Source organism: Arthrobacter celericrescens (assembly GCF_003614925.1).
In the GTDB taxonomy this organism is placed as follows: domain Bacteria; phylum Actinomycetota; class Actinomycetes; order Actinomycetales; family Micrococcaceae; genus Arthrobacter; species Arthrobacter celericrescens.
This window is the reverse complement of record NZ_QYLP01000021.1, coordinates 132,411-151,314: the sequence shown is the minus strand read 5'-3', so window position 1 is coordinate 151,314 and position 18,904 is coordinate 132,411. Positions and strand designations below refer to the sequence as shown.

Below are 18,904 nucleotides of genomic sequence, written 5' to 3'. Positions count from 1 at the left end.
ATCCAATTCCCCAACAGACTCCCGATCTGACCATCAGGCAGACCGGACAACCGACCGGTCCCTTACACAGAAAACTTGACACCCCCGCGGTATCCGAGGTGAGTCTGGATGCGCAACTCGTCTGGTACGACGACGAACAACGATTCCGGACGACGCCCATCGCCGCCTTCTTCGGGGTCCGTGGCGGGCTCGGTTCGTGGGTTGTAGACCGGAACGAGCGCATGCTCGCTGAGATCCGCCGGGAAATCCTTGGCGAGCCCGAAAAATACGTGCCGTACGTGGATGACCGCAGCTTTGATTCGCCGAGCTACCGCAGGCCGCGGAACCGTGCGCTCCCACCGAAACACGTCGGACGGTACAAGTCCTTGGTGGATGTTTTCCCTGCTTCCGCGATGCTCGGCGGGAGCCTGCTTTTCACCGCATTCGCCGGATGGACCCTGTTCAACGCCGTGCAGTGGATGAGTGGCCAGGCGGAGTCCCCCGCATGGGTGCGCTTGGTTTTCAGCGCGGATCCCTACTCCCGCGATGACGCAATCTTCGCCGTGGTCTTCCATTCAGTTCTTGCCGCAGCCGCTCTGGGACTGACCGTCCGCTTGCTTTACCTCGTCTTCCGGCCGGGGCGCAAATAGGCCGGGGCGCAAGAACTTGAAGTAACCTCAGCTCCCGTGAGCTCAGGGGAGCTGACCCAGCGGACGAAGAAAGTTCCTCACCTCGCGGTTGAAGGCATCAGCGGCCTCCACGTTGCTCAAGTGTCCGACATCCGGGAGCACCGCGAGCTCGGACGCAGGAATTTTCGCGTGCAGTTCCCGCCCCACTGCCAGCGGGGATCGCGCGTCCAGTTCGCCGTGCAGCACAAGGGTGGGCACGTCGATGTCCGGGAGAATGCCGTGCAGGTCAGCATTCGCCATCGCCCGGAGCATCGTCAGGTTGGCTTGCGGGCGGATATCGGACATCAGGGAGAGGGTCTGCTCGACCATCCCCGGCGGCGCAGACGCGGTCAGCATCCCTGACAGGTACCCGGGCAGCCACTGGCTGGGAGCGGCCGTGACATCCTCCCGGATCCGCTGGATCCGACGCTCCACCTCCTCGACCGGCAGCGAGCCCGCCCAGCCGGCATAGGCCCCGGCCAGGACAAGGCTCCTAGGGAGGGTTGGATGGCGTGCATAGAGCGCGAGGGCGAGTGCGCCGCCGAACGAAAGGCCAAGGACGTGCGGGCGGGCCAGGCCGAGTTCCCTGATGAACCCGGCCAGCACGTCAGCGTAGTCGTCCATCGAGAAGGACCCCGGTGGGTCGTCGGATCCTCCGCAGCCCGGAGCGTCCCAGGCGACGACGTCGAACTCGTCGCTGAGGTCATCGAGCTGGGGACCCCAGGACCGGCTGTCGAAGCCGAAACCCCCGTGGACCAAGACGAGGGGTTCCCCCGACCCCGCACGCCGGTAGCTGATCCTGAGGCCCGAAACCATGACCGCGTCCATTTATGCATTCTTGCCCGCGCGGCAGGGCCGGACAACCGCTCTCCGGCGGTCCGGCCCGGGCGCGGACGCTCCTACGCCGGGAGCCGGCTGCCGCGAACCTTGTGCCCCGACAACAGCGGCGCGAAGAACGCGGCGAGTTCCGCCGTCGCGCTCAAAGGCAGCACGTTCGCCACGTACTGGTCCGGGCGGACCACCACCACGACGCCCCCGCGGTCCAGGCCGCGCAGCTCGAAGATGTCCGCCTTCGGGTCGGTGGCGTAGACCTTCTCGTAGTCGGTGAGCTTGAACGGGCCCACGCTCGGCTTGAACACGGCCGGCACCTTGCCGATGTCCACGCCGGTGTGCGGTTGCTGGTAGATCACCTTGAGGTCGAACCATGCGTCCGGGTCAGCGTCCGACGGCGTTGCGGCCAGCGGCGAGGCCGGCGCCGTCGCGATCCACTCGGCAAAGTCCGCCACCGGACCGGGCGCGCCTGCTTCGGCGGCGTCGGCGAACACGTAGATCCGCCAGCGGCCGTCCGCCTTGGCGTGGTGGCCGAGGTGCATCGGGTTGGTGTCGCAGACGCGGGCCACGGGGGCCGACTTGAAGCGCTTGCCGATGGTGAAGCCGCTGGCGAGGTCCTGGTGCGTGGCCTCGCCGACAATCAGCGACGGCGTGTACTGGGTCATGAACCCGGCGGGGAACTCGGCGGTGCGGACGTAGAACTCCTCGAGCTCCGAGGGGTCGTCGAACTCCTCGGGCTTCTTGGCCATCATGGACGACCATTCCTTGTCGAAGTCGATGAGGTTCTTGGCCACCACCTGGCGCTCCGAGGAATACGTGGACAGCAGGCCTTCCGGGCTGCGGCCCTCCAGCACATGCCCGAGTTTCCAGCCGATGTTGAAGCCGTCCTGCATGGAGACGTTCATGCCCTGGCCGGCCTTGGCGCTGTGGGTGTGGCAGGCGTCGCCGGTGATGAAGACGCGCGGGGTGCGGCTGCCGAGATCCGCGGGCAGGACGTCGTCGAAGCGGTCGGTGAGGCGGTGGCCCACCTCGTAGACGCTGTGCCAGGCGACGTTGCGCACGTCCAAAGTGTAGGGGTGCAGGATCTCGTTGGCCTTGGCGATGATCTGCTCGATGGTGGTCTGGCGGACGGCGTGATCCTCACCCGCTTCGCCGAGGTCCACGTACATGCGGAAGAGGTGGCCGCCTTCGCGGGGGATCAGCAGGATGCTGCCGCTTTCGGCCTGGATGGCGCATTTGGTGCGGATGTCCGGGAAATCCGTGACCGCGAGCGTGTCCATGACGCCCCAGGCATGGTTGGCCTGGTCGCCGGCCATGGTGCAGCCGATCGATTCGCGGACCTTGCTGCGTGCACCGTCGGCACCCACCACGTACTTGGCGCGGACGGTGCGCTCCTGGCCTTCCAGGGGACCCGCGGTGTGGAGGAGGGTCACGGAAACCGGGTACTCGCCGTCGTCGTCGACCTTCAGGCCGCGGAACTCATAGCCGTAGTCCGGCTTCATCCGGCTGGGCGAGTTCGCCATGAACTCGGCGAAGTAGTCCAGCACCCGGGCCTGATTCACGATCAGGTGCGGGAACTCGCTGATGCCGGTGGGATCGTCGACGGCGCGGGCCGCACGGTGGATCTTCGACGGGTCCGCGGGGTCCGGCTTCCAGAAGGCCATCTCGGTGATGTGGTACGCCTCGGCGGTGATCCGCTCGGCGAAGCCGAACGCCTGGAAAGTCTCGACGCTGCGGGCCTGGATGCCGTCCGCCTGGCCGATCGCGAGCCGGCCGGGGCGGCGCTCGATGACCCGGGTGGTGACGTCGGGGAACTGGGAGAGCTGGGCCGCGGTGAGCATGCCCGCCGGGCCGGTGCCCACGATGAGCACGTCGACCTCGTCCGGGAGATCTTCGGGGCGGTTCAGTCCGACGCCGGCAGCCGGCTGGACCCGCGGGTCGCCTGATACGTATCCGTGGTGGTGGAACTGCACGAGAGTGCCTCACTTTTTTGTGGGTTGTTCTAATATAGAACACATAGTTCTTTATTTGAACTCGAATCTTGCACAAGACTGTACCGCGGTGTGACGTGACTGACAAGGTGTGGGGATTTGGGTGGTGTGGTGTCCGGGGTGCGCCGGATCCGACGCAACGCCGCGTAGATGCCAGGCGCTACTTCGCGCGCAGCGGCCAGGGTGCCCAACCGCTGGACAGGTGTGCCAATCGCGCGCGAGCGTTGTCGAGGCGGTCATGCGGGACGGGCCCGAGGTTGCCATTGCCGCTTTGCGAGCCGTCGTCAAATGTCAGGCTCATACCGGCGTCGAACGCCGTAGTTCGCCGCGGAGATGTCGACGGCGGTCAGCAGTGGTTTTCCGGCCCGGGCGCTAGGTGGCACCGTTGCGAGTCTGCCCGGGCCGGAAGTGTGTGGCGTTGCTAGCTGGCGAGGATGATTTCGCCATCGATCAGGCGGTTCACGTTCCAGGGATTCGCGTCCTGCAGCGCTGCCGGAAGCAACTGCTGGGGGAAGTTCTGGTAGGAGACAGGCCGCAGGAAGCGGTCGATCGCCAGGGTTCCCACGGACGTGGTCTTGGAATCGGAGGTAGCCGGGTACGGGCCGCCGTGGACCATCGCGTGGCCCACTTCGACGCCGGTGGGCCAGCCGTTGATGATGATCCGGCCAACCTTGCGCTCCAGCACCGTGACGAGCGGCGCCACCGTGGCGTAGTCGGATTCCGCCGCCTGGAACGTTGCCGTCAACTGGCCCTCGAGCCGGAGGGTGGCACCGATGAGGTCCTCGGCGGCCTTGTACCGGACAACGAGGCTGGCCGCCCCGAAGATCTCCTCGTGCAGGGTGCGGTTCTTCTTGAAGACGTCCAGGTCCACGCTGAAGATGGCCGGCGCCGGCGCGTTCGCCGTGCCTCCGGACGTGCCACGGGCCACGAGCTCTGTTTCAGCGACGTCGTCCACGGCCTCGAAACCGGACTGCCAGGAGGCGGCGATCCCCGGAGTCAGCATGGTCTGGCCGGCCTGGCTGCCCACGGCCTTCGCGACGGCGTCAACCAGCCGGTCGCCGTCGTCGCCCACCGGCACGAACAGCAGCCCTGGCGAGGTGCACAGCTGGCCGGAACTGCCGGTCACGGAGGTGACGTACTGCGCGGCGAGGACCTCGAGGTCGCCCGCGAGGGCGCCCGGCAGGACGTACACCGGGTTGATGGAGGACATTTCCGCGTAGACGGGGATGGGCTCGGGACGGGCGGCGGCGGTGCGCATCAAGGCGGTGCCGCCGCCGCGGGATCCGGTGAAGCCGACGGCCTTGATGACGGGATCGGAGGCCAGGGCCTGGCCGATCTTGCTGCCGGCGCCGTAGATCAGCGAGAAGACGCCCGGGTGCAGCCCGATGGTGCTTACGGCCTGGGTGATGGCGCGTCCCACCAGCTCGGAGGTGCCCGGGTGGGCGTTGTGGGCCTTGACGATCACCGGGCAGCCGGCGGCCAGGGCGGACGCGGTATCGCCACCGGCAACCGAGAACGCCAACGGGAAGTTGCTGGCGCCGAAGACGGCCACCGGGCCCAGCGGGACCTGGCGCAGGCGGATGTCGGCGCGCGGCAGCGGGGTACGGTCCGGAATGGCGGGATCGATGCGGACACCGCGGAAGTCGCCCTGGCGGACAACCTTGGCGAACAGCCTCAATTGGCCGATGGTGCGGGCCCGTTCGCCCTGCAGGCGCGCGGCCGGCAGGCCGGTTTCCGCGGACGCCCGCTCGATCAGTTCATCGCCAATCGCCTCGATGTTGTCCGCGATGGTTTCCAGGAAGCGGGCATGCTTTTCGGGTTCGAGGTTGCTGAAGGATTCGAAGGCGTCCGCGGCGGCATCCGTGGCCGTGCGGAGCTGCGCTTCGCTGATCAGGGTGTAGGCGGGCTCGAGCTGTCCGTTGCTCGAGGGGTCGATGCCGAAGGAAGCGCCGTCCGTGCCGACGACGGTTTCCCCGGCAATCAGGGAGTGTCCCGTGAGTGTCATCGTTGATGGTCCTTTCAGTTACCGGCACCCAGGTGCCAGATGCCCAGGGCCGAGAGCAGCTCGCGAGGATCCCAGACGACCGTTTCCTCTGCGAGCTTCTCGCCTTCGAAGCGAAGGAAGGAGGCACCCGCGACCGTGACGCTGCGACCGGTGGGCGGTACGTCCATGAAACTGCCTTGGTGGCTGCCCTGGGTCTGCCAGTGGATGGCGGCCGTGTCCCCATTCTCGACGAAATCCAGGATCTCGGTGCGGGCGTCCGGGAAGGCCGCGTGCATGGCTTCGATGTTCGCCTTCAGGGTTGCGTAGTCTTCGCTGCCGGACTTGGAACGGCGGACATAGCCAGGGGTGATCAGTTCCTCGAACGCGGCGAGGTCGCCGTTGCCCCAGGCGTCGTTCCAGGCCTTGAGGATGGCTTCTTTGCGGTTGCTCATGATGCGCTCTTTGCTTCTACAGGGGTGGGTGCCGCAATGGGTGCGGGCATTTCGATGGGGAGGTACTGGCCGAACTTTCCGCCACGGAAGAGGAGGGCGTCGCCGCTTCCCTGCTCCATGGAGACGATCGAGCCGACCACCATGTAGTGGTCGCCGACGGCGACCTCTGCGGTGACCACGCAGTCGATGTACGCCGTGGCGCCTTCGATGTGCGGGGTGCCCAGCTCGCAAGTGGTGTTGGGTACGTCTTCCAGCTTCCGGGGGCCCTTGCTGGAGAGTTTGCGGCAGACGGGAACCTGGTCGTCGGCGAGGATGTTCGCCGTGAAGTTCTGCAGCTTGCGCACCTTGGGCCAGGTGGAGGAGGACTTGTCCACGCAGAACATGACGAGCGGCGGGTCGATCGAGAGCGACTGGAAGGTGCCGACCACCATGCCGAGCTTCTCGCCGTCGTCGTTGACGCCGGTAATGGCCGTGACGCCGGTGGGCAGCAGCCCGAGGATCTGGCGGTAGTAGGCGGGAGTGATCTCCATGGCCGGAACCTTTCCGGCAGTTGTGGTGATATCCATGACGGGTTCCTTTTAGCTTGCTGCGGACTGCAGTTCTGCGTCGGACTGCAGTTCTGAATGGACGAGGCGGCCGGCGCGCAGGCCGCTTTCGATGGCGCCGTCGAAAAAGCCGGCCCAGATGTTGGCGGTGTCGCTGCTGGCGAAGTGCAGGGCGCCTTCGCTGGCTTGCTGCGCGGCATGGTACTTGGTGAGCTGGCCGGGGCGCTGGATCTGCCAGGTCTCCTCGGCGTACTCGTCTTCGCCCCATTTGTGGCCGGTGACCTCGAGGACTTCCAGGTCGTCGCGCCATACCTTGATGGCTTCCTGGACCTGCTCGGGATTGGTGACGTCGATCCGGTTGGCGTCGGCGCCGAAGCCCACCAGGACCGCGTCGGTGTCGCTGACGAACTCGGTGCGGATCACGGACAGCGGCTTGTCCTGGGCGGAGTAGGCGAAGAACGGCTTGATCGGACCCTTCACCCGGATCCAGGCCTTCACGCCCTGGGAGGCGGTCTTTTCGCGGCTGGGGGCCAGCTTGCCTTCGGAAAGGGCAGGTTCGACGTCGAGCTTGTGCAGCACGTTCTGGGGGAGCGTGATGACAACCTTCCGGGCCCGGATCTCCTGGCCGTCTCCGTAGCTGACCGTGGCGCCCGCTGCGTCGTGCCGCACGGAGGTCACCGGGGAGTTGAGGCGGATGTCCGCGGTGGAGTCCTGCGCGATGGCGTTGACCAGGCCGTCGTTGCCGTTCTTGAGCCGGTAGATGGCCGAGGCCTCGTGCATGAGGTGCCAGTGGCCGGAGGAACCGGCTGTCCAGCGCAGCGCGTTGACGTAGGCGCACTGGTCAAGGGGGGCGTTGAAGTGGCCCACCCAGGCGGCCTCGTTGGCGTTGCGTTCGTCCTCGGAAAGGTCCAGCTTGTCCAGCATTTCCTGCAGGTTGTACCGGTCCACTTCGGCCAGGTTTTCCACGGTGAGCGGCGCGTCCGGACGGGGCAGCCACTTCACGGTGTCTTCGAGCAGGCGGGTCATGCCCGGATCGATCAGCTTCATGAAGTTGTCCAGGTTGCCCCGGCGCACTTCGTCCCCGGCCAGCCAGTAAGTTTCCTCCGAGCGCGGTCCCCGGGAGACCTCCAGGCCGTAGCGGGTGACCTCTGCCCAGACATGGGGCTGGGTCCAGTGCAGCCAGTTGCCGCCAAGTTCCAAGGTCTGGCCCAGGCGCTGTTCGGTGTAGACGCGGCCGCCAAGGCGTTCGCGCGCTTCCAGGACCACCACTTTGTGGCCGCGGTTGCTCAGTTCACGGGCGGTGGTGAGGCCGGCAAGGCCGGCACCGATGACGACGACGTCGGCCTGTTCAGCGTCAAAGTGTTCAGTCATGTTTATCTCCGTTGATATCCGTCGGGGAGCTTTAGTTGGCGGCCGCGGCGAGCCGGGCCGTGCGGTGGGCGGTGGCCGGGTGGCCGTCCGCGGTGTACTTCTGGCCGAAGAGCTTTTCGCGCAGGGTGGTGGGCTCCGCGTCTTCAGCTCGTGCCGGGGCGACGAGGCCTTCGGCGCGGAGCACCGGGAGGGCAAGTTCGATGAAGTCGTCCCAGCCGCCCGGCTTGGTGATGTAGCTGAGGTTGATGCCGTCGACGCCGGCCTCGTCGCGCCAGCGGCGCAGCTCGGCAGCGACAGTCTCCGGGGAGCCGACGATCGTGGAACCGGTGCCGCCGACGGCGATGAATTCGGCGATCTGGCGCGGGGTCCAGTCGCGGTCCGGATCGGCCTTGGAGAACATGTCCACCATGGACTGGCCGGCCTTCGTGCCGACCGAGCGCAGCGGGGTGTCCAGTTCGTACTCGGACATGTCGATGCCTGTCCAACCGCTGAAGCGGGCCAGGATGCCATCCACAGGAGCGCGGTCCACCGCTGCCTGGTACTTGGCCTGGGCTTCTTCATCGGTGGGGGCAACGACGACGGTCAGCAGGATGACGATCTTCACGTCCTGCGGATCGCGGCCGGCGTCAGCAACGGCCTGGCGGAGCTTGTCCACCGAGCGCTTGGTGCCGGCAACGGAGGTCCCCTGGAGGAACACGGCTTCGGCGTGCTTGCCGCCGAACGCCATGCCGCGGGAGGAGGCGCCGGCCTGGAACAGCACGGGGGTGCGTTGCGGGGACGGCTCGCAAAGGTGGAAGCCGGGAACCCGGAAGTGCTTGCCCTCGTGCTGGATCTGGTGGACTTTGGCGGGGTCGATGTAGGTGGCCGACTCGACGTCCCGCACCACGGCGTCCTCTTCGAACGAGCTTTCCCAGAGCTTGTAGACAACGTCCATGTACTCGTCGGCCATGTCGTAGCGCTCTTCGGGGCTGAACTGCTGCTCCCGGCCCAGGTTGCGGGCGGCGGCCTCGGAGTAGGACGTGACGATGTTCCAGCCGATGCGGCCGTTGGTCAGGTGATCCAAGGAGCTGTACTTGCGGGCCAGCAGATATGGCGGCTCGTAAGTGGCGGAGCAGGTGACGCCGAAGGTGAGGTGCTTCGTGACGGCGGCCATGCCGCTGATCAGGACGGTGGGGTCGTTGATCGGGAACTGCGCGGCGTCGCGCAGGGCGGCGTCACCGTTGCCACGGTAGACGTCGTGGTAGCCGACGTTGTCCGCGAAGAAGATGCCGTCGAATCCGGCGTTTTCGAGCTTCTGTGCGATGCCGGTCCAGTAGCTGAGGTCGGTGTAGCGGTGGCCTTGGTCGCCTTCGGCGCGCCACGAACCGGACGTCAGGTGGGAGGGGGCAAAAACATCGAATGCAAACAGGCTAAGGGGTTCGTTTTTCATGGCTGCGGTGCTTCCTTGGACTGCGCCGAACAAGGCGGGAACGTTGTGAGGGAATCGTCAAAAAATGAACGCTGCGTTCAATTTAGGTGTTGCGTAACTCACTGTCAAGGCGTGGCCCAGGCCATGAAAAGTTACGTCCCGACTATTGACACTCAATGTGGCCGCTGTCATATTTTTGATCACGACGTTCGAAATTTGAACTCGCCGGGCTCTGAAGCCTGGCCCCTGAAATCGCCGCGCAGGACCCCTCCGGCATCCCATCCCGTTCAAAGAAGAGCACGATCTACAAGGAAGTTCCTCGTGAATTCATCAGTTTCGCCGGTCTCCGGACCGCCAGCGCAGTCGTCAGCCGCGCAGGATCCGCGTAAGAAGCGGTTCCTCTACAAGCTCAGCGGGGTGATCGCCGGCGGCATGTTCATCGACGGCTTCATCCTGGGCGGCATCGGCCTCGTGATGCCGGCCCTAACCTCGGATCTGAGCCTCTCCGCCACCTGGCAGGGCCTGATCGGTGCCTCGGCCCTGATCGGCATCTTCTTCGGCGGCCCGCTTGGCGGGTACTTCGCCGACAAGATCGGCCGGAAGCCGATGTTCATCGTCGACCTGTCGATCTTCCTGGTCGGCTCCGCGGCGCAGTTCTTAGTCGCCGACGGCATGCAGCTGTTCATCGTCCGGCTGCTCATGGGCATGGCCATCGGCGCCGACTACGCCATCGGATGGCCGCTGCTCGTTGAGTTCTCGCCCGCCAGGTTGCGCGGCAAGCTCATGGCCTTCCAGGAGGTAGCCTGGTACGTCGGCTACCTCGGTTCCTACGCGCTCGGATACGTCATGTCCACCACGATTCACGTGGATTGGCGCATCATCCTGGGCATGAGCACCATCCCTTCCCTGATCGTCTTCCTGCTCCGCCTGGGCACCCCTGAATCCCCGCGCTGGTTGATCAGCAAGGGCAGGACCGAGGAGGCCTTGGCCATTGCCCAGGAATTCATGGAAGAGGACGACGTCCGGGACCTGCAAAACGAGAAGCCGGTGCGCCCCGACTTCCGCAAGCTGTTCTCGCCGCAGTACTTCAAGTCCACGTTCTTCGTCTGCATGTACTGGGTTACCAACGTGACCCCCTACTTCGCCATCGGCACCTTCGCACCCATCGTGCTTGAAAACCTGGGCCTGGAAGACGGCCTGACCGGAGCGTTCGTGCTCAACGGCGTAGTGGTCGCCGGCTCCGTGGCTGCGATGTTCCTCATCGAAAGACTGGGCCGCCGCAAGCTGTCCATCCCGCCCATGTGGATCGCCGCCGTCGCGCTGGTTGCCATCGGACTGTTCTCGCACGTCTCCCCGGCCATCATCCTGGTGTCCTTCATGGTGTTCTCGTTCTTCAATGCGATTTCCACTGCGTTGACCGGCGTGTACCCCGGTGAGGTCTTCCCCACGGAAATCCGCGGGGCCGGCGTCGGATTCGCCACAGCCTTCTCCCGCATCGGCGCGGCAGCAGGCACGTTCATCCTGCCGCTCTCCGTGGAGGGCCTGGGGGTGGGGGTCACCATGCTCATTGCCGCCGGAATCTGCGTACTGGGTGCTGTGATCTCCCAGTACCTGGCACCTGAAACCACAGGCGTGAGCCTGAGCGCCGCCTCGGCACCGCTGGACAAGACGCTCGCCAAGGTGAACTAGCGACGGGCACCGCGAAGGCGTCTTTACGGATCACCGTCCACACGGAACACACCGGACGGGCGCCTTCGCGCTCCTTTGTACGAACCCGCACCAATCCGCACGAAACGAAGAGAAGGCCGTGACTGAACAAGCCAACGCCGCTGAAGCCGTGGACCTGACCAACAAGTCTGTGGTCAAGGCGGCGCAACTGCTCAGCGAACTGGGCCGCCACCCCCAGGGGATCTCCGTTACCGGGCTCGCCCAAATTGTCGGAATCACGCGGCCCACCGCCTTCCGGCTCCTCCTGAGCCTGGAACTGGCAGGTTTCGTGGACCGCAGCGACAACCGGTACCGGCTCGGCTGGCAGGTTGCCCGGCTCGGGAGGTTGGCCGACCCCTACGCCGGAGTCGTGGACAGGATCCAGCCGGTACTGGATGCGTACGCTGCAAGCCTGGGTGAAACCATCAACTTTTCCATGGTGCGGGGCGAAACCGACTACGACGTGATCGCCGAGGCCTCTGCGGGCCGATTCCTCAATGTGGCCACCCTGTATATCGGCCGCAGTTATCCGCCGCATGTCAGCGCCACCGGGAAGCTTGTCCTCGCCGAACTCGACGATGAGAGGATCGCCGAGGTCCTCCCCGAATCCCTGGAGCGTTTCACGGCGCACAGCATCACCAGCCGCGAGGACCTTTTGGCCGAGGTGCGCCGCGTCCGCGAGCAGGGCTACGCGATCCTCGACGACGAACTGGAAGACGGGCTCTTCGCGGTCGCCTGCCCTGCCCGCGACACCGAGGGCGAATTGTTCGGCATCGTTGTCCTTCAAGGCCCCACCCAGCGGATGAAATCCAGCGGGCTCCACCACGTGATCGGCCAGGTCCGCCAGGCCGCGGCAGAGATCGCCCTGGCCCTGGCGGGTAACAGGGCGGCTCCCGCCGTGCCCTGAAATCAAGCAAGGTTCCGCAAACGGTCTGACAGGCCTTTCCCTCTTCACTCACTTCCAACAGACAGGAACTCAGATGTCTTCACAGCTCAGCGGTGTATTAACTGCACTGGCAACACCATTCGATGCCGACGGTCAGGTTGATGAGGCAAGGTTGCGCTTCCTGGTGGACCGCTCCATCGACGGCGGCGTGAACGGGGTTGTCGCATGTGGCTCCACCGGCGAATTCGCTGCCCTTAGTTCCGACGAGCGACGCTTTGTCGTGGAAACCGTCGTGGACCAGGCGGCAGGACGGGTGCCGGTGGTTGCCCAGACCGGTGCAAGCAACACGGCTGAAGCCATCAGCCTTACCCGGCACGCACAGGAAACCGGAGCTGACGTGGTCATGGTGATCACGCCCTACTACGATCCGCTGACGACCTCCGAGGCCGCAGGATACTTCCGTGAGGTGGCGGCATCCGTGGACCTGCCTGTGATGCTCTACAACATGCCGGCGCTGACGGGCCTCAACCTGGATGCGGACTTCGTGGGCACCTTGGCCCGGGAAGTGGAGAACATCCGCTATATCAAGGATTCCAGCGGCGACATGGGCCAGGCAACCCAGCTGATCCACCACCACGGCGATTACATCTCAACCATTATCGGCTGGGACAGCCTGATCCTGGCCGCACTGACGGAAGGTGCAGGCGCCGTCATGGCCGGAACCGCCAACATCCTGCCGCGCGAGATCGTGGCCGTCCACAAGGCCGTTGCCGCCGGCGACTTTGCCGTGGCCCGGGCCGAGTGGGACCGCATCTACCCCCTTATTGATGCCGTTCTTTCCTCGCCCTACGTTCCGGCCGTCAAGGCCACCTTCGAACTGCTCGGCCGCCCGATCGGTTCCCCGCGCCGCCCGACCGCGGATCTTGATCCCGCACTGGCGGCACGCCTCGAAAAGCTCGTCGCCGAACTGCAGCTCGAAGCTGCGTACGCCTAGCCCCGGCGTCCGAAGGCGGCCGTGCGCCGTCGACCCCGATTCCATATCCCACCAAACCAACAAACAGGAGTGACCATGACCAGTACGGCAGCAACCATCTCCGGCGCAGTCCGCCGCGCCACGGACGCCGCTCCGATTTTCGCCGTCGAGCAGTTGCCTCCCGCGCAGCACTTCATCGGCGGACAGTTCCGTCCCGGCGCCGGCAGCGAAACCCAGCCCCTGGAGAACCCCGCAACAGGGGAAATCATCTGCGAGGTGGCCCAGGGCGTCGCCGAAGATGCCGACGCCGCCATCGCCGCAGCCGTTGCAGCGAAGGAAGCCTGGGGCCGCACCCTGCCCAAGCAGCGCTCGGAAATCCTCCTGGCCATCGCAGACCGCCTCGCCGAAAACGCCGGGGAACTGGCCCGCCTCGAAGCCCTGAACACCGGTAAGCCCATGATGGTGGCCGAAGATGACATCAACGGGTCCATTGATACCTTCCGTTTCATGGCCGGCGCTGCCCGCTCCACCACGTCCATCGCAGCCGGTGAGTACGCCGAGGACCACCTTTCGGTCATCCTGCGCGAGCCGCTCGGTGTGATCGGGGTCGTCACCCCGTGGAACTACCCGCTGCTCATGGCTGCATGGAAGATCGCCCCCATCCTTGCGGCGGGCAACACCATCGTGCTCAAGCCCTCGGAGCAGACCCCGCTGACCACGCTGAAGTTCGCGGAGCTGACCGCTGACCTGCTGCCTGCGGGAGTTTTCAATGTGGTCACCGGCCTCGGCCCCGTTATCGGCCAGCGCCTGGCCGAGCACCCGCAGGTGGACATGATCGCCCTGACCGGCTCGGTCAACAGCGGCCGCGCAGTGGCGCGTGCCGCGGCCGAGACCGTCAAGCGCGTCCACCTTGAGCTTGGCGGCAAGGCGCCGCTGGTGATCTTCGACGACGCCGACCTCTCCGCCGCCGCGGAATCCCTCCGTGCGGCCGGGTACTGGAACTCCGGCCAGGAATGCGGTGCCGGCACCCGGGTCCTGGTCCACGAGTCCGTCGCTGAGCAGTTCACCCAGCTCCTCGTCGAGCAGGTCGGCAGCTTGGTGGTCGGAGAGCCGACTGCCGGCGCCGACGTCGAAATGGGTCCGATGATCTCCAAGGCGCACTACGAGCGCGTCCTCGCGCACCTCGACCGTGCGCAGGCCGACGGCGCCAAAGCCGCCCTTGGCGGCGGTGCCCTGGAAGGCCCGGGCTACTTCATCGCCCCGACCGTGCTGGTCGACGTCCCCGCGGGTGCAGCGTGCGCCCAGGAAGAAATCTTCGGCCCCGTCGTCACCGTCGAGACGTTCTCGACCGAGGATGAAGCCCTCACCCGCGCCAACGAGGTCCCCTACGGGCTGGCCGCCTCCGTTTGGACCCGCGACGCCCAGCGCAGCCACGACGTCGCCTCCCGCCTGGACGCCGGCACGGTGTGGGTCAACTCCCACCTGGTTCTCGCCAACGAGATGCCATGGGCCGGCTTCAAGGGCTCCGGCTACGGCCGCGACCTGTCCGCCTACGCGCTTGACGACTACTCCCGCACCAAGCACGTGATGCACAACAAGGCGCGCTAGGCGACAGCAATGAGCCTTGCAATCGTCGCCGGCCAACCCGGCGGCCCCGACGTCCTGAAACTCACCGAGGTCGAAGACCCGGTGGCCGGTGCCGGCCGGCTGCTCATCAGAGTCGCCGCCTCCGGGGTGAATTTCATCGAGACCTACCAGCGCAACGGGACGTACAGCGTGTCCTTCCCGTTTATTCCCGGCACCGAAGCCTCCGGCACGGTGCTAGCGGTGGGGACCGGCGTCGAGGGTTTCGCCGTGGGTGACCGGGTGGTCTCCGGAGAAAGCCGGAACACCTACGCCGAGCTTGCCCTGGTTGACGCGGACAAGACCTTCCACGTGCCGGACGGCGTCAGCGCAGAAACCGCGGCCGGCCTCCTGGCCCAAGGCATGACCGCCCACTACTTGGCGAACTCCACGTTCCCGGCGCAGGAAGGCCAGACGGTCCTTGTCCACGCGGCAGCCGGTGGTGTCGGCCTGCTCCTGACGCAGCTGCTGAAGGCCAAGGGCGTCCGTGTCATCGCCACGGTGTCCGATGACGCCAAGGAAGGACTGGCCCGCAAGGCCGGGGCGGAGACCGTGCTGCGTTACGAGGGCTTTGCGGAGCAGGTCCTCGCACTCACCGGCGGGGACGGCGTGGACTGCGTTTACGACGGCGTCGGCAAGGCCACCTTCGACGGCTCGCTGGCGAGCGTGAAAGTCCGCGGGATGCTGGTCCTCTTCGGCGCTTCCTCCGGCCCGGTGCCGCCGTTCGAAATCCAGCGGTTGAACGCCGGTGGGAGTGTCTTCCTCACCCGGCCTACCATGGCCCACTACCTGCGCACCCCGGAGGAGCGCGCCTGGCGGGCCGGGGACATCTTCTCGGCGGTCCTTTCGGGCGAGCTGGACGTGCGGATCGGCGCCACCTAGCCCTTGGCGGACGCGGCCCAGGCGCACCGCGACCTCGAAGCCCGGAAAACCACAGGCAAGGTCCTGCTCATCCCGTAGGAACGGAACTCATGCAACTCGAAGGCAAGGCCGCCTTGGTCACCGGCGGTGGCCAGGGCATCGGCCGCGGCATCGTGGAACGCTTCCTCGCCGAGGGGGCGCGCGTCGCGGTGGTCCAGCGCCGCCCGCTGGACGCCGCGCTCGAAGGGCAACCCGCCGTCGTCGGGATCCAGGCGGACCTCAGCGACGCGGCGGCTATTCCCGCCGCCGTCGGGCAGGCTGCCGAGCGGCTGGGCGGCGTCGACATCCTGGTCAACAACGCCGGCATCATGTTCGAACGCGGCGTCAGCGACATCCAGCCGCACGAATGGGACCTCATGATCGCCCTCAACCTGCGGGCGCCGCTGTTCCTGGCGCAGGCCGCGCTGCCGCACATGAGGCGGCGCGGCGGCGGCAGCATCATCAACATCGGCTCGATCGAAGGGATCGCCGCCAACCCGGGCCATGCCGCCTACTGCGCGTCCAAGGCCGGAATCCACGGCATGACCCGCGCCATGGCAGTGGACCTGGGCGCGGACGGCATCCGCTGCAACGCGATCGCCCCGGGGTGGATCGCCTCCGAACTCAGCGAGGACTACCTCAACTCCTTCCCGGATCCGGTTGCTGCCCGCCGCGAGCTCAACCGCCTGCATCCGGCGGGGCGCATCGGCCGTCCCGCCGACGTCGGCGATCTGGCGGTCTTCCTGGCCGGGGACGGCTCCGCTTTCCTGACCGGGGAAACCATTGTGCTCGACGGCGGCCGGACCGCGAAATTGCCGTTGCCTGCCTGATCCTTTTTGAACTCCCTGTTCAGCTCTTAGGGTCAATCGCATGCCAGCGCCTACGATGGGTGTGGCAAAAGAGAGAGTCGGACCAGCCGGTCCGCCGGCGCGAAGCGGGAGCAAAATGGCAGCGGGACGCAGCACTGCAGCAGAAGAAGGAACTCCATCGGAAGAGACCGTCGGCGACGAGGACCAGGCTTCCGCGGAGCCCTTGGACCTGACCAACAAATCCGTGGTCAAGGCGACGGTGCTGCTTAGCGAGCTCGGCCGGCACCGCCAGGGAATCACCGTCACCGAACTTGCCCACGCCGTAGGCATGACCAGGCCCACGGCCTTCCGCCTCCTGCTGAGCTTGGAACAAACCGGCTTTGTGGTCCGCGAAGACAACCGCTACATGCTCGGCTGGCAGATGGCGCGGCTAGGACGCCTGGCCGATCCCTACGCCGGTGTTGTCCCGCGGATCCAGCCGATCCTGAACGAATACGCCGCCAAATTCAACGAAACCACCTCCTTTGCGATGGTCACCGGTGCAGCGTCGTACGACGTGATTGCCGAAGCTTCGTCGTCCCGCTTCCTCAACGCCAGCTACATGTACGTGGGTAAGAGCTACCCCTTGCACGCCAGTGCAACCGGAAAGCTCATCCTTGCTGAACTCAGCGACGAGGAGGCTGGCGCGGCCCTTCCGGCGCGGCTGGAATCGTTCACGCCAAGCACCATCACGCGGCGGGACGCCTTCTTCAAGGAACTGCAGAAGATCCGTGAACAGGGCTTCTCGACACTCGACAACGAGCTGGAAGTGGGCCTCTTCGTGGTTGCGTGCCCTGTCCGGGACAGCGCCGGAGCGCTTCTGGGCGTGGTGACTATCAACGGCCCCACGGAGCGGCTCAAGCAGCTGGACATCCAGGACGCGGTCGCGAAATTGAACCGTGCCGGGGAAGCAATCGCTAAGGCGCTGGCGTAGCGCGCCTTAGCGCGCGGCCCGCTGGCCGCGTAGTTGGTCAAGGCACCGGCGCGCCAGGCTCTTGCTCAGGCCCGTACGGCGGGCGAGGTCGACGGCGGTCTTGGGGCCGCCGTCGCGGTGTTCGGCGTCGAGGGCTGCTGCGACGCGCTGGATTGCCCAGGCGGGGAGTGTTGTCTGGGTGCTCATCGTGTTGCTCCGGTTGTCGTACTGTGCGCTAGTGCGGTGCCGGCTGGCGCTGTTCCGGCAATAGGGGACAGGAAGACGCCCTGCCTTCGGCTTGGCCCTCGCTCTGCTTGACGTTCATTCAGTGAACGATGCGTTCAATATAGATTGTTGCGTGGGTCACTGTCAAAGAGACTTCGTGCGGGATGCGGGCGCTACGACATGCGTTCGTCGATGATCCGGCGCAGCGTCTCGTCGTCAGGGCACGGCCGGTCGTCCACGGGGCAGATGCCCAGGGTCGCGGCCGGGCCCTCCATGCCCCCGGCCGCTTCAATGCACATTGCGCACACGTTATTCGATTCCAGGAGGACCGCGGGATCCGGATCTTCATAGCCGCAGAAGGCACGGCGCCAGTCGAGGTCGCGGCAGCAGACCAGGTGCGCAAGCTCGTCGGGGTTCTGGCCGCGCCTGTACTTGACCTCCCAAGCCGGGACCCTGGTGAGTTCCGGCGTTCCGCCGTCGTCCACTGCCTGAGGGTTACCGGCGGCAGCGTCCGCCATGTCAGGCCCTGCCCGCGAGTTTCAGCACGACGCCGGCCAGCAGCTTCTCCCGCGCCTCCGGCGTGCGGGCCTTGAGCAGGGGCAGGATCAGGGCGTACCGCGCGGTGCGGCCGAGTCCTTCGAAGGCGACGGCGGTGGCAGGGTCCGCGGCAATCGCTTCGGCGACATCGGGTGGGACCTCAGCCGTGCGCTGGGATTCGTAGGCCGCGTCCCAGCGGCCGTCCGCCCGCGCGGCTTCGATTTCGGCGAGGCCGCTTGGCCGCATCCGCCCAGACGCGATGAGGGCCTCGGCCTTGCCGACATTCACGCGGGACCAGGAACTCCGCTTGCTGCGTTTCGAGTAGCGCTGCAGGAAGGACGTGGCGTCGAATCCTTTGCGCTGGCCGTCGATCCAGCCGAAGCACAGCGCCCCGTCCAGGGCGTCCCCGATCGGAAGGAGGGGTGCGCCGGAGTTCTTCTTCCCAATGAGCAGCCAGGCTTCGCCTTGCGTTTCGTGGTTCGCGGCCAGCCAGGCTTCCCATTCGGAGCCGTCCCGGAATGCGAGGGGCTCCTCCGGGCCGCCCACCTCAGGCCTGCTTGGCGGCAAGGATTTCGAGGTAATGCGGGTTGCTCATCACGCCCAGGACATTCCCGAACGGGTCCACCACCGAGGCGGTGACGAATCCGGAGTCGCCGCGCGGCGTGACCGGCTGGTGCTCGGTGGCGCCCATCGTGAGCAGCCGTTTCACGGTGTCTTCGAGTCCGTCGACGTGCCAGTACATGACGGCCCCGCCCGGCGGGTTTGCGGATTCGGCCGGCGGCCGGAAGCGGTTGCTGATGATGCCCAGTTCGTGCTGGTAGTCGCCCACCCGGAACTCGGCGTACGCAAGGCGGCCGTCGGGCCCGGGCCGCTTGAAATAAGGCTCGAACCCCAGGAAGTCCTGGTACCAGGCCGCGGCGGCCTCGACGTCGTCGGCCCAAAAACTGATCGTGCTGAAACCCCTCAGGCTCAAAGCGATACCCTTCCCCCGTTTGTTTGCCGGCCACGCACAACGATGCCCGGGAAGGCGTGGCGCGTCAACGGGCCCATCTTCCTATGTGGA

General features: G+C 66.2%; 18 protein-coding genes and 1 pseudogene. 8 read left to right on the top strand and 11 right to left on the bottom strand.

Annotation, left to right across the window (positions count from 1 at the left end; genetic code table 11):
* The first annotated feature begins 98 nt into the window (after positions 1 to 98).
* A complete protein-coding gene (locus D3654_RS04770) occupies positions 99 to 629 on the top strand; it encodes a hypothetical protein (protein WP_120520367.1) in 531 nt (176 codons plus the stop codon).
* A gap of 42 nt (positions 630 to 671) precedes the next feature.
* Here the strand turns inward: D3654_RS04770 and D3654_RS04765 are convergent, their stop codons facing one another.
* The 7 genes from D3654_RS04765 to D3654_RS04735 all read right to left on the bottom strand — a co-directional run bounded on the left by D3654_RS04765 (position 672) and on the right by D3654_RS04735 (position 9,250).
* On the bottom strand, positions 672 to 1,475 hold the full coding sequence (locus tag D3654_RS04765; RefSeq protein WP_120520366.1) for an alpha/beta fold hydrolase: 804 nt from the start codon (positions 1,473 to 1,475) through the stop codon (positions 672 to 674).
* 71 nt (positions 1,476 to 1,546) lie between these two features.
* Positions 1,547 to 3,451: an FAD-binding monooxygenase gene (locus tag D3654_RS04760; protein ID WP_120520365.1), complete on the bottom strand. Its 1,905-nt coding sequence runs from the start codon at positions 3,449 to 3,451 to the stop codon at positions 1,547 to 1,549.
* Positions 3,452 to 3,890: 439 nt separating this feature from the next.
* Entirely contained in the window at positions 3,891 to 5,474 is a 1,584-nt protein-coding gene (locus D3654_RS04755; RefSeq protein ID WP_120520364.1) for an aldehyde dehydrogenase (NADP(+)), read from the bottom strand.
* Positions 5,475 to 5,488: 14 nt separating this feature from the next.
* Complete coding sequence (locus tag D3654_RS04750; RefSeq protein WP_120520363.1) at positions 5,489 to 5,905, bottom strand: ester cyclase; 417 nt, start codon at positions 5,903 to 5,905, stop codon at positions 5,489 to 5,491.
* Entirely contained in the window at positions 5,902 to 6,471 is a 570-nt protein-coding gene (locus D3654_RS04745) for a flavin reductase family protein (protein ID WP_205571731.1), read from the bottom strand. Before D3654_RS04745 ends, D3654_RS04750 begins: the two co-directional genes overlap by 4 nt.
* A gap of 12 nt (positions 6,472 to 6,483) precedes the next feature.
* Positions 6,484 to 7,821 (bottom strand): flavin monoamine oxidase family protein, encoded by a 1,338-nt coding sequence (locus D3654_RS04740; RefSeq protein ID WP_120520362.1) that lies wholly within the window; start codon positions 7,819 to 7,821, stop codon positions 6,484 to 6,486.
* 31 nt (positions 7,822 to 7,852) lie between these two features.
* Positions 7,853 to 9,250: an LLM class flavin-dependent oxidoreductase gene (locus D3654_RS04735; protein ID WP_120520361.1), complete on the bottom strand. Its 1,398-nt coding sequence runs from the start codon at positions 9,248 to 9,250 to the stop codon at positions 7,853 to 7,855.
* A gap of 300 nt (positions 9,251 to 9,550) precedes the next feature.
* Here D3654_RS04735 and D3654_RS04730 point away from each other — a divergent pair, with 300 nt between their 5' ends.
* The 7 genes and pseudogenes from D3654_RS04730 (at position 9,551) to D3654_RS04700 (ending at position 17,100) form a co-directional block, all read left to right on the top strand.
* Positions 9,551 to 10,918, top strand: a complete 1,368-nt coding sequence (locus tag D3654_RS04730) for an MFS transporter (protein WP_245413088.1) — start codon at positions 9,551 to 9,553, stop codon at positions 10,916 to 10,918.
* 118 nt (positions 10,919 to 11,036) lie between these two features.
* A complete protein-coding gene (locus D3654_RS04725; protein ID WP_120520360.1) occupies positions 11,037 to 11,843 on the top strand; it encodes an IclR family transcriptional regulator in 807 nt (268 codons plus the stop codon).
* Between the two features lie 73 nt (positions 11,844 to 11,916).
* A complete protein-coding gene (gene dapA / locus D3654_RS04720) occupies positions 11,917 to 12,816 on the top strand; it encodes a 4-hydroxy-tetrahydrodipicolinate synthase (RefSeq protein ID WP_120520359.1) in 900 nt (299 codons plus the stop codon).
* Between the two features lie 75 nt (positions 12,817 to 12,891).
* Positions 12,892 to 14,403, top strand: coding sequence for an aminobutyraldehyde dehydrogenase (locus tag D3654_RS04715; RefSeq protein WP_120520358.1), 1,512 nt, complete (start codon positions 12,892 to 12,894; stop codon positions 14,401 to 14,403).
* A gap of 9 nt (positions 14,404 to 14,412) precedes the next feature.
* A pseudogene (locus D3654_RS04710) lies at positions 14,413 to 15,378 on the top strand (quinone oxidoreductase family protein).
* A gap of 11 nt (positions 15,379 to 15,389) precedes the next feature.
* Positions 15,390 to 16,148, top strand: a complete 759-nt coding sequence (locus tag D3654_RS04705) for an SDR family NAD(P)-dependent oxidoreductase (protein WP_120520357.1) — start codon at positions 15,390 to 15,392, stop codon at positions 16,146 to 16,148.
* A gap of 115 nt (positions 16,149 to 16,263) precedes the next feature.
* Positions 16,264 to 17,100 carry an IclR family transcriptional regulator gene (locus D3654_RS04700; protein WP_120520356.1) on the top strand — a complete coding sequence of 279 codons (837 nt, stop codon included), beginning with the start codon at positions 16,264 to 16,266 and terminating at the stop codon, positions 17,098 to 17,100.
* A gap of 6 nt (positions 17,101 to 17,106) precedes the next feature.
* On the opposite strand, the gene D3654_RS04695 is transcribed toward D3654_RS04700, so the two are convergent.
* From D3654_RS04695 to D3654_RS04680, 4 genes are all read right to left on the bottom strand, one after another.
* Positions 17,107 to 17,286 carry a helix-turn-helix domain-containing protein gene (locus tag D3654_RS04695; protein WP_120520355.1) on the bottom strand — a complete coding sequence of 60 codons (180 nt, stop codon included), beginning with the start codon at positions 17,284 to 17,286 and terminating at the stop codon, positions 17,107 to 17,109.
* Between the two features lie 191 nt (positions 17,287 to 17,477).
* On the bottom strand, positions 17,478 to 17,822 hold the full coding sequence (locus tag D3654_RS04690) for a hypothetical protein (RefSeq protein ID WP_120520354.1): 345 nt from the start codon (positions 17,820 to 17,822) through the stop codon (positions 17,478 to 17,480).
* Between the two features lies 1 nt (position 17,823).
* Positions 17,824 to 18,387, bottom strand: coding sequence for a YdeI/OmpD-associated family protein (locus D3654_RS04685; RefSeq protein ID WP_120520353.1), 564 nt, complete (start codon positions 18,385 to 18,387; stop codon positions 17,824 to 17,826).
* A gap of 1 nt (position 18,388) precedes the next feature.
* Positions 18,389 to 18,814, bottom strand: a complete 426-nt coding sequence (locus D3654_RS04680) for a VOC family protein (RefSeq protein ID WP_120520352.1) — start codon at positions 18,812 to 18,814, stop codon at positions 18,389 to 18,391.
* Positions 18,815 to 18,904 lie beyond the last annotated feature (90 nt).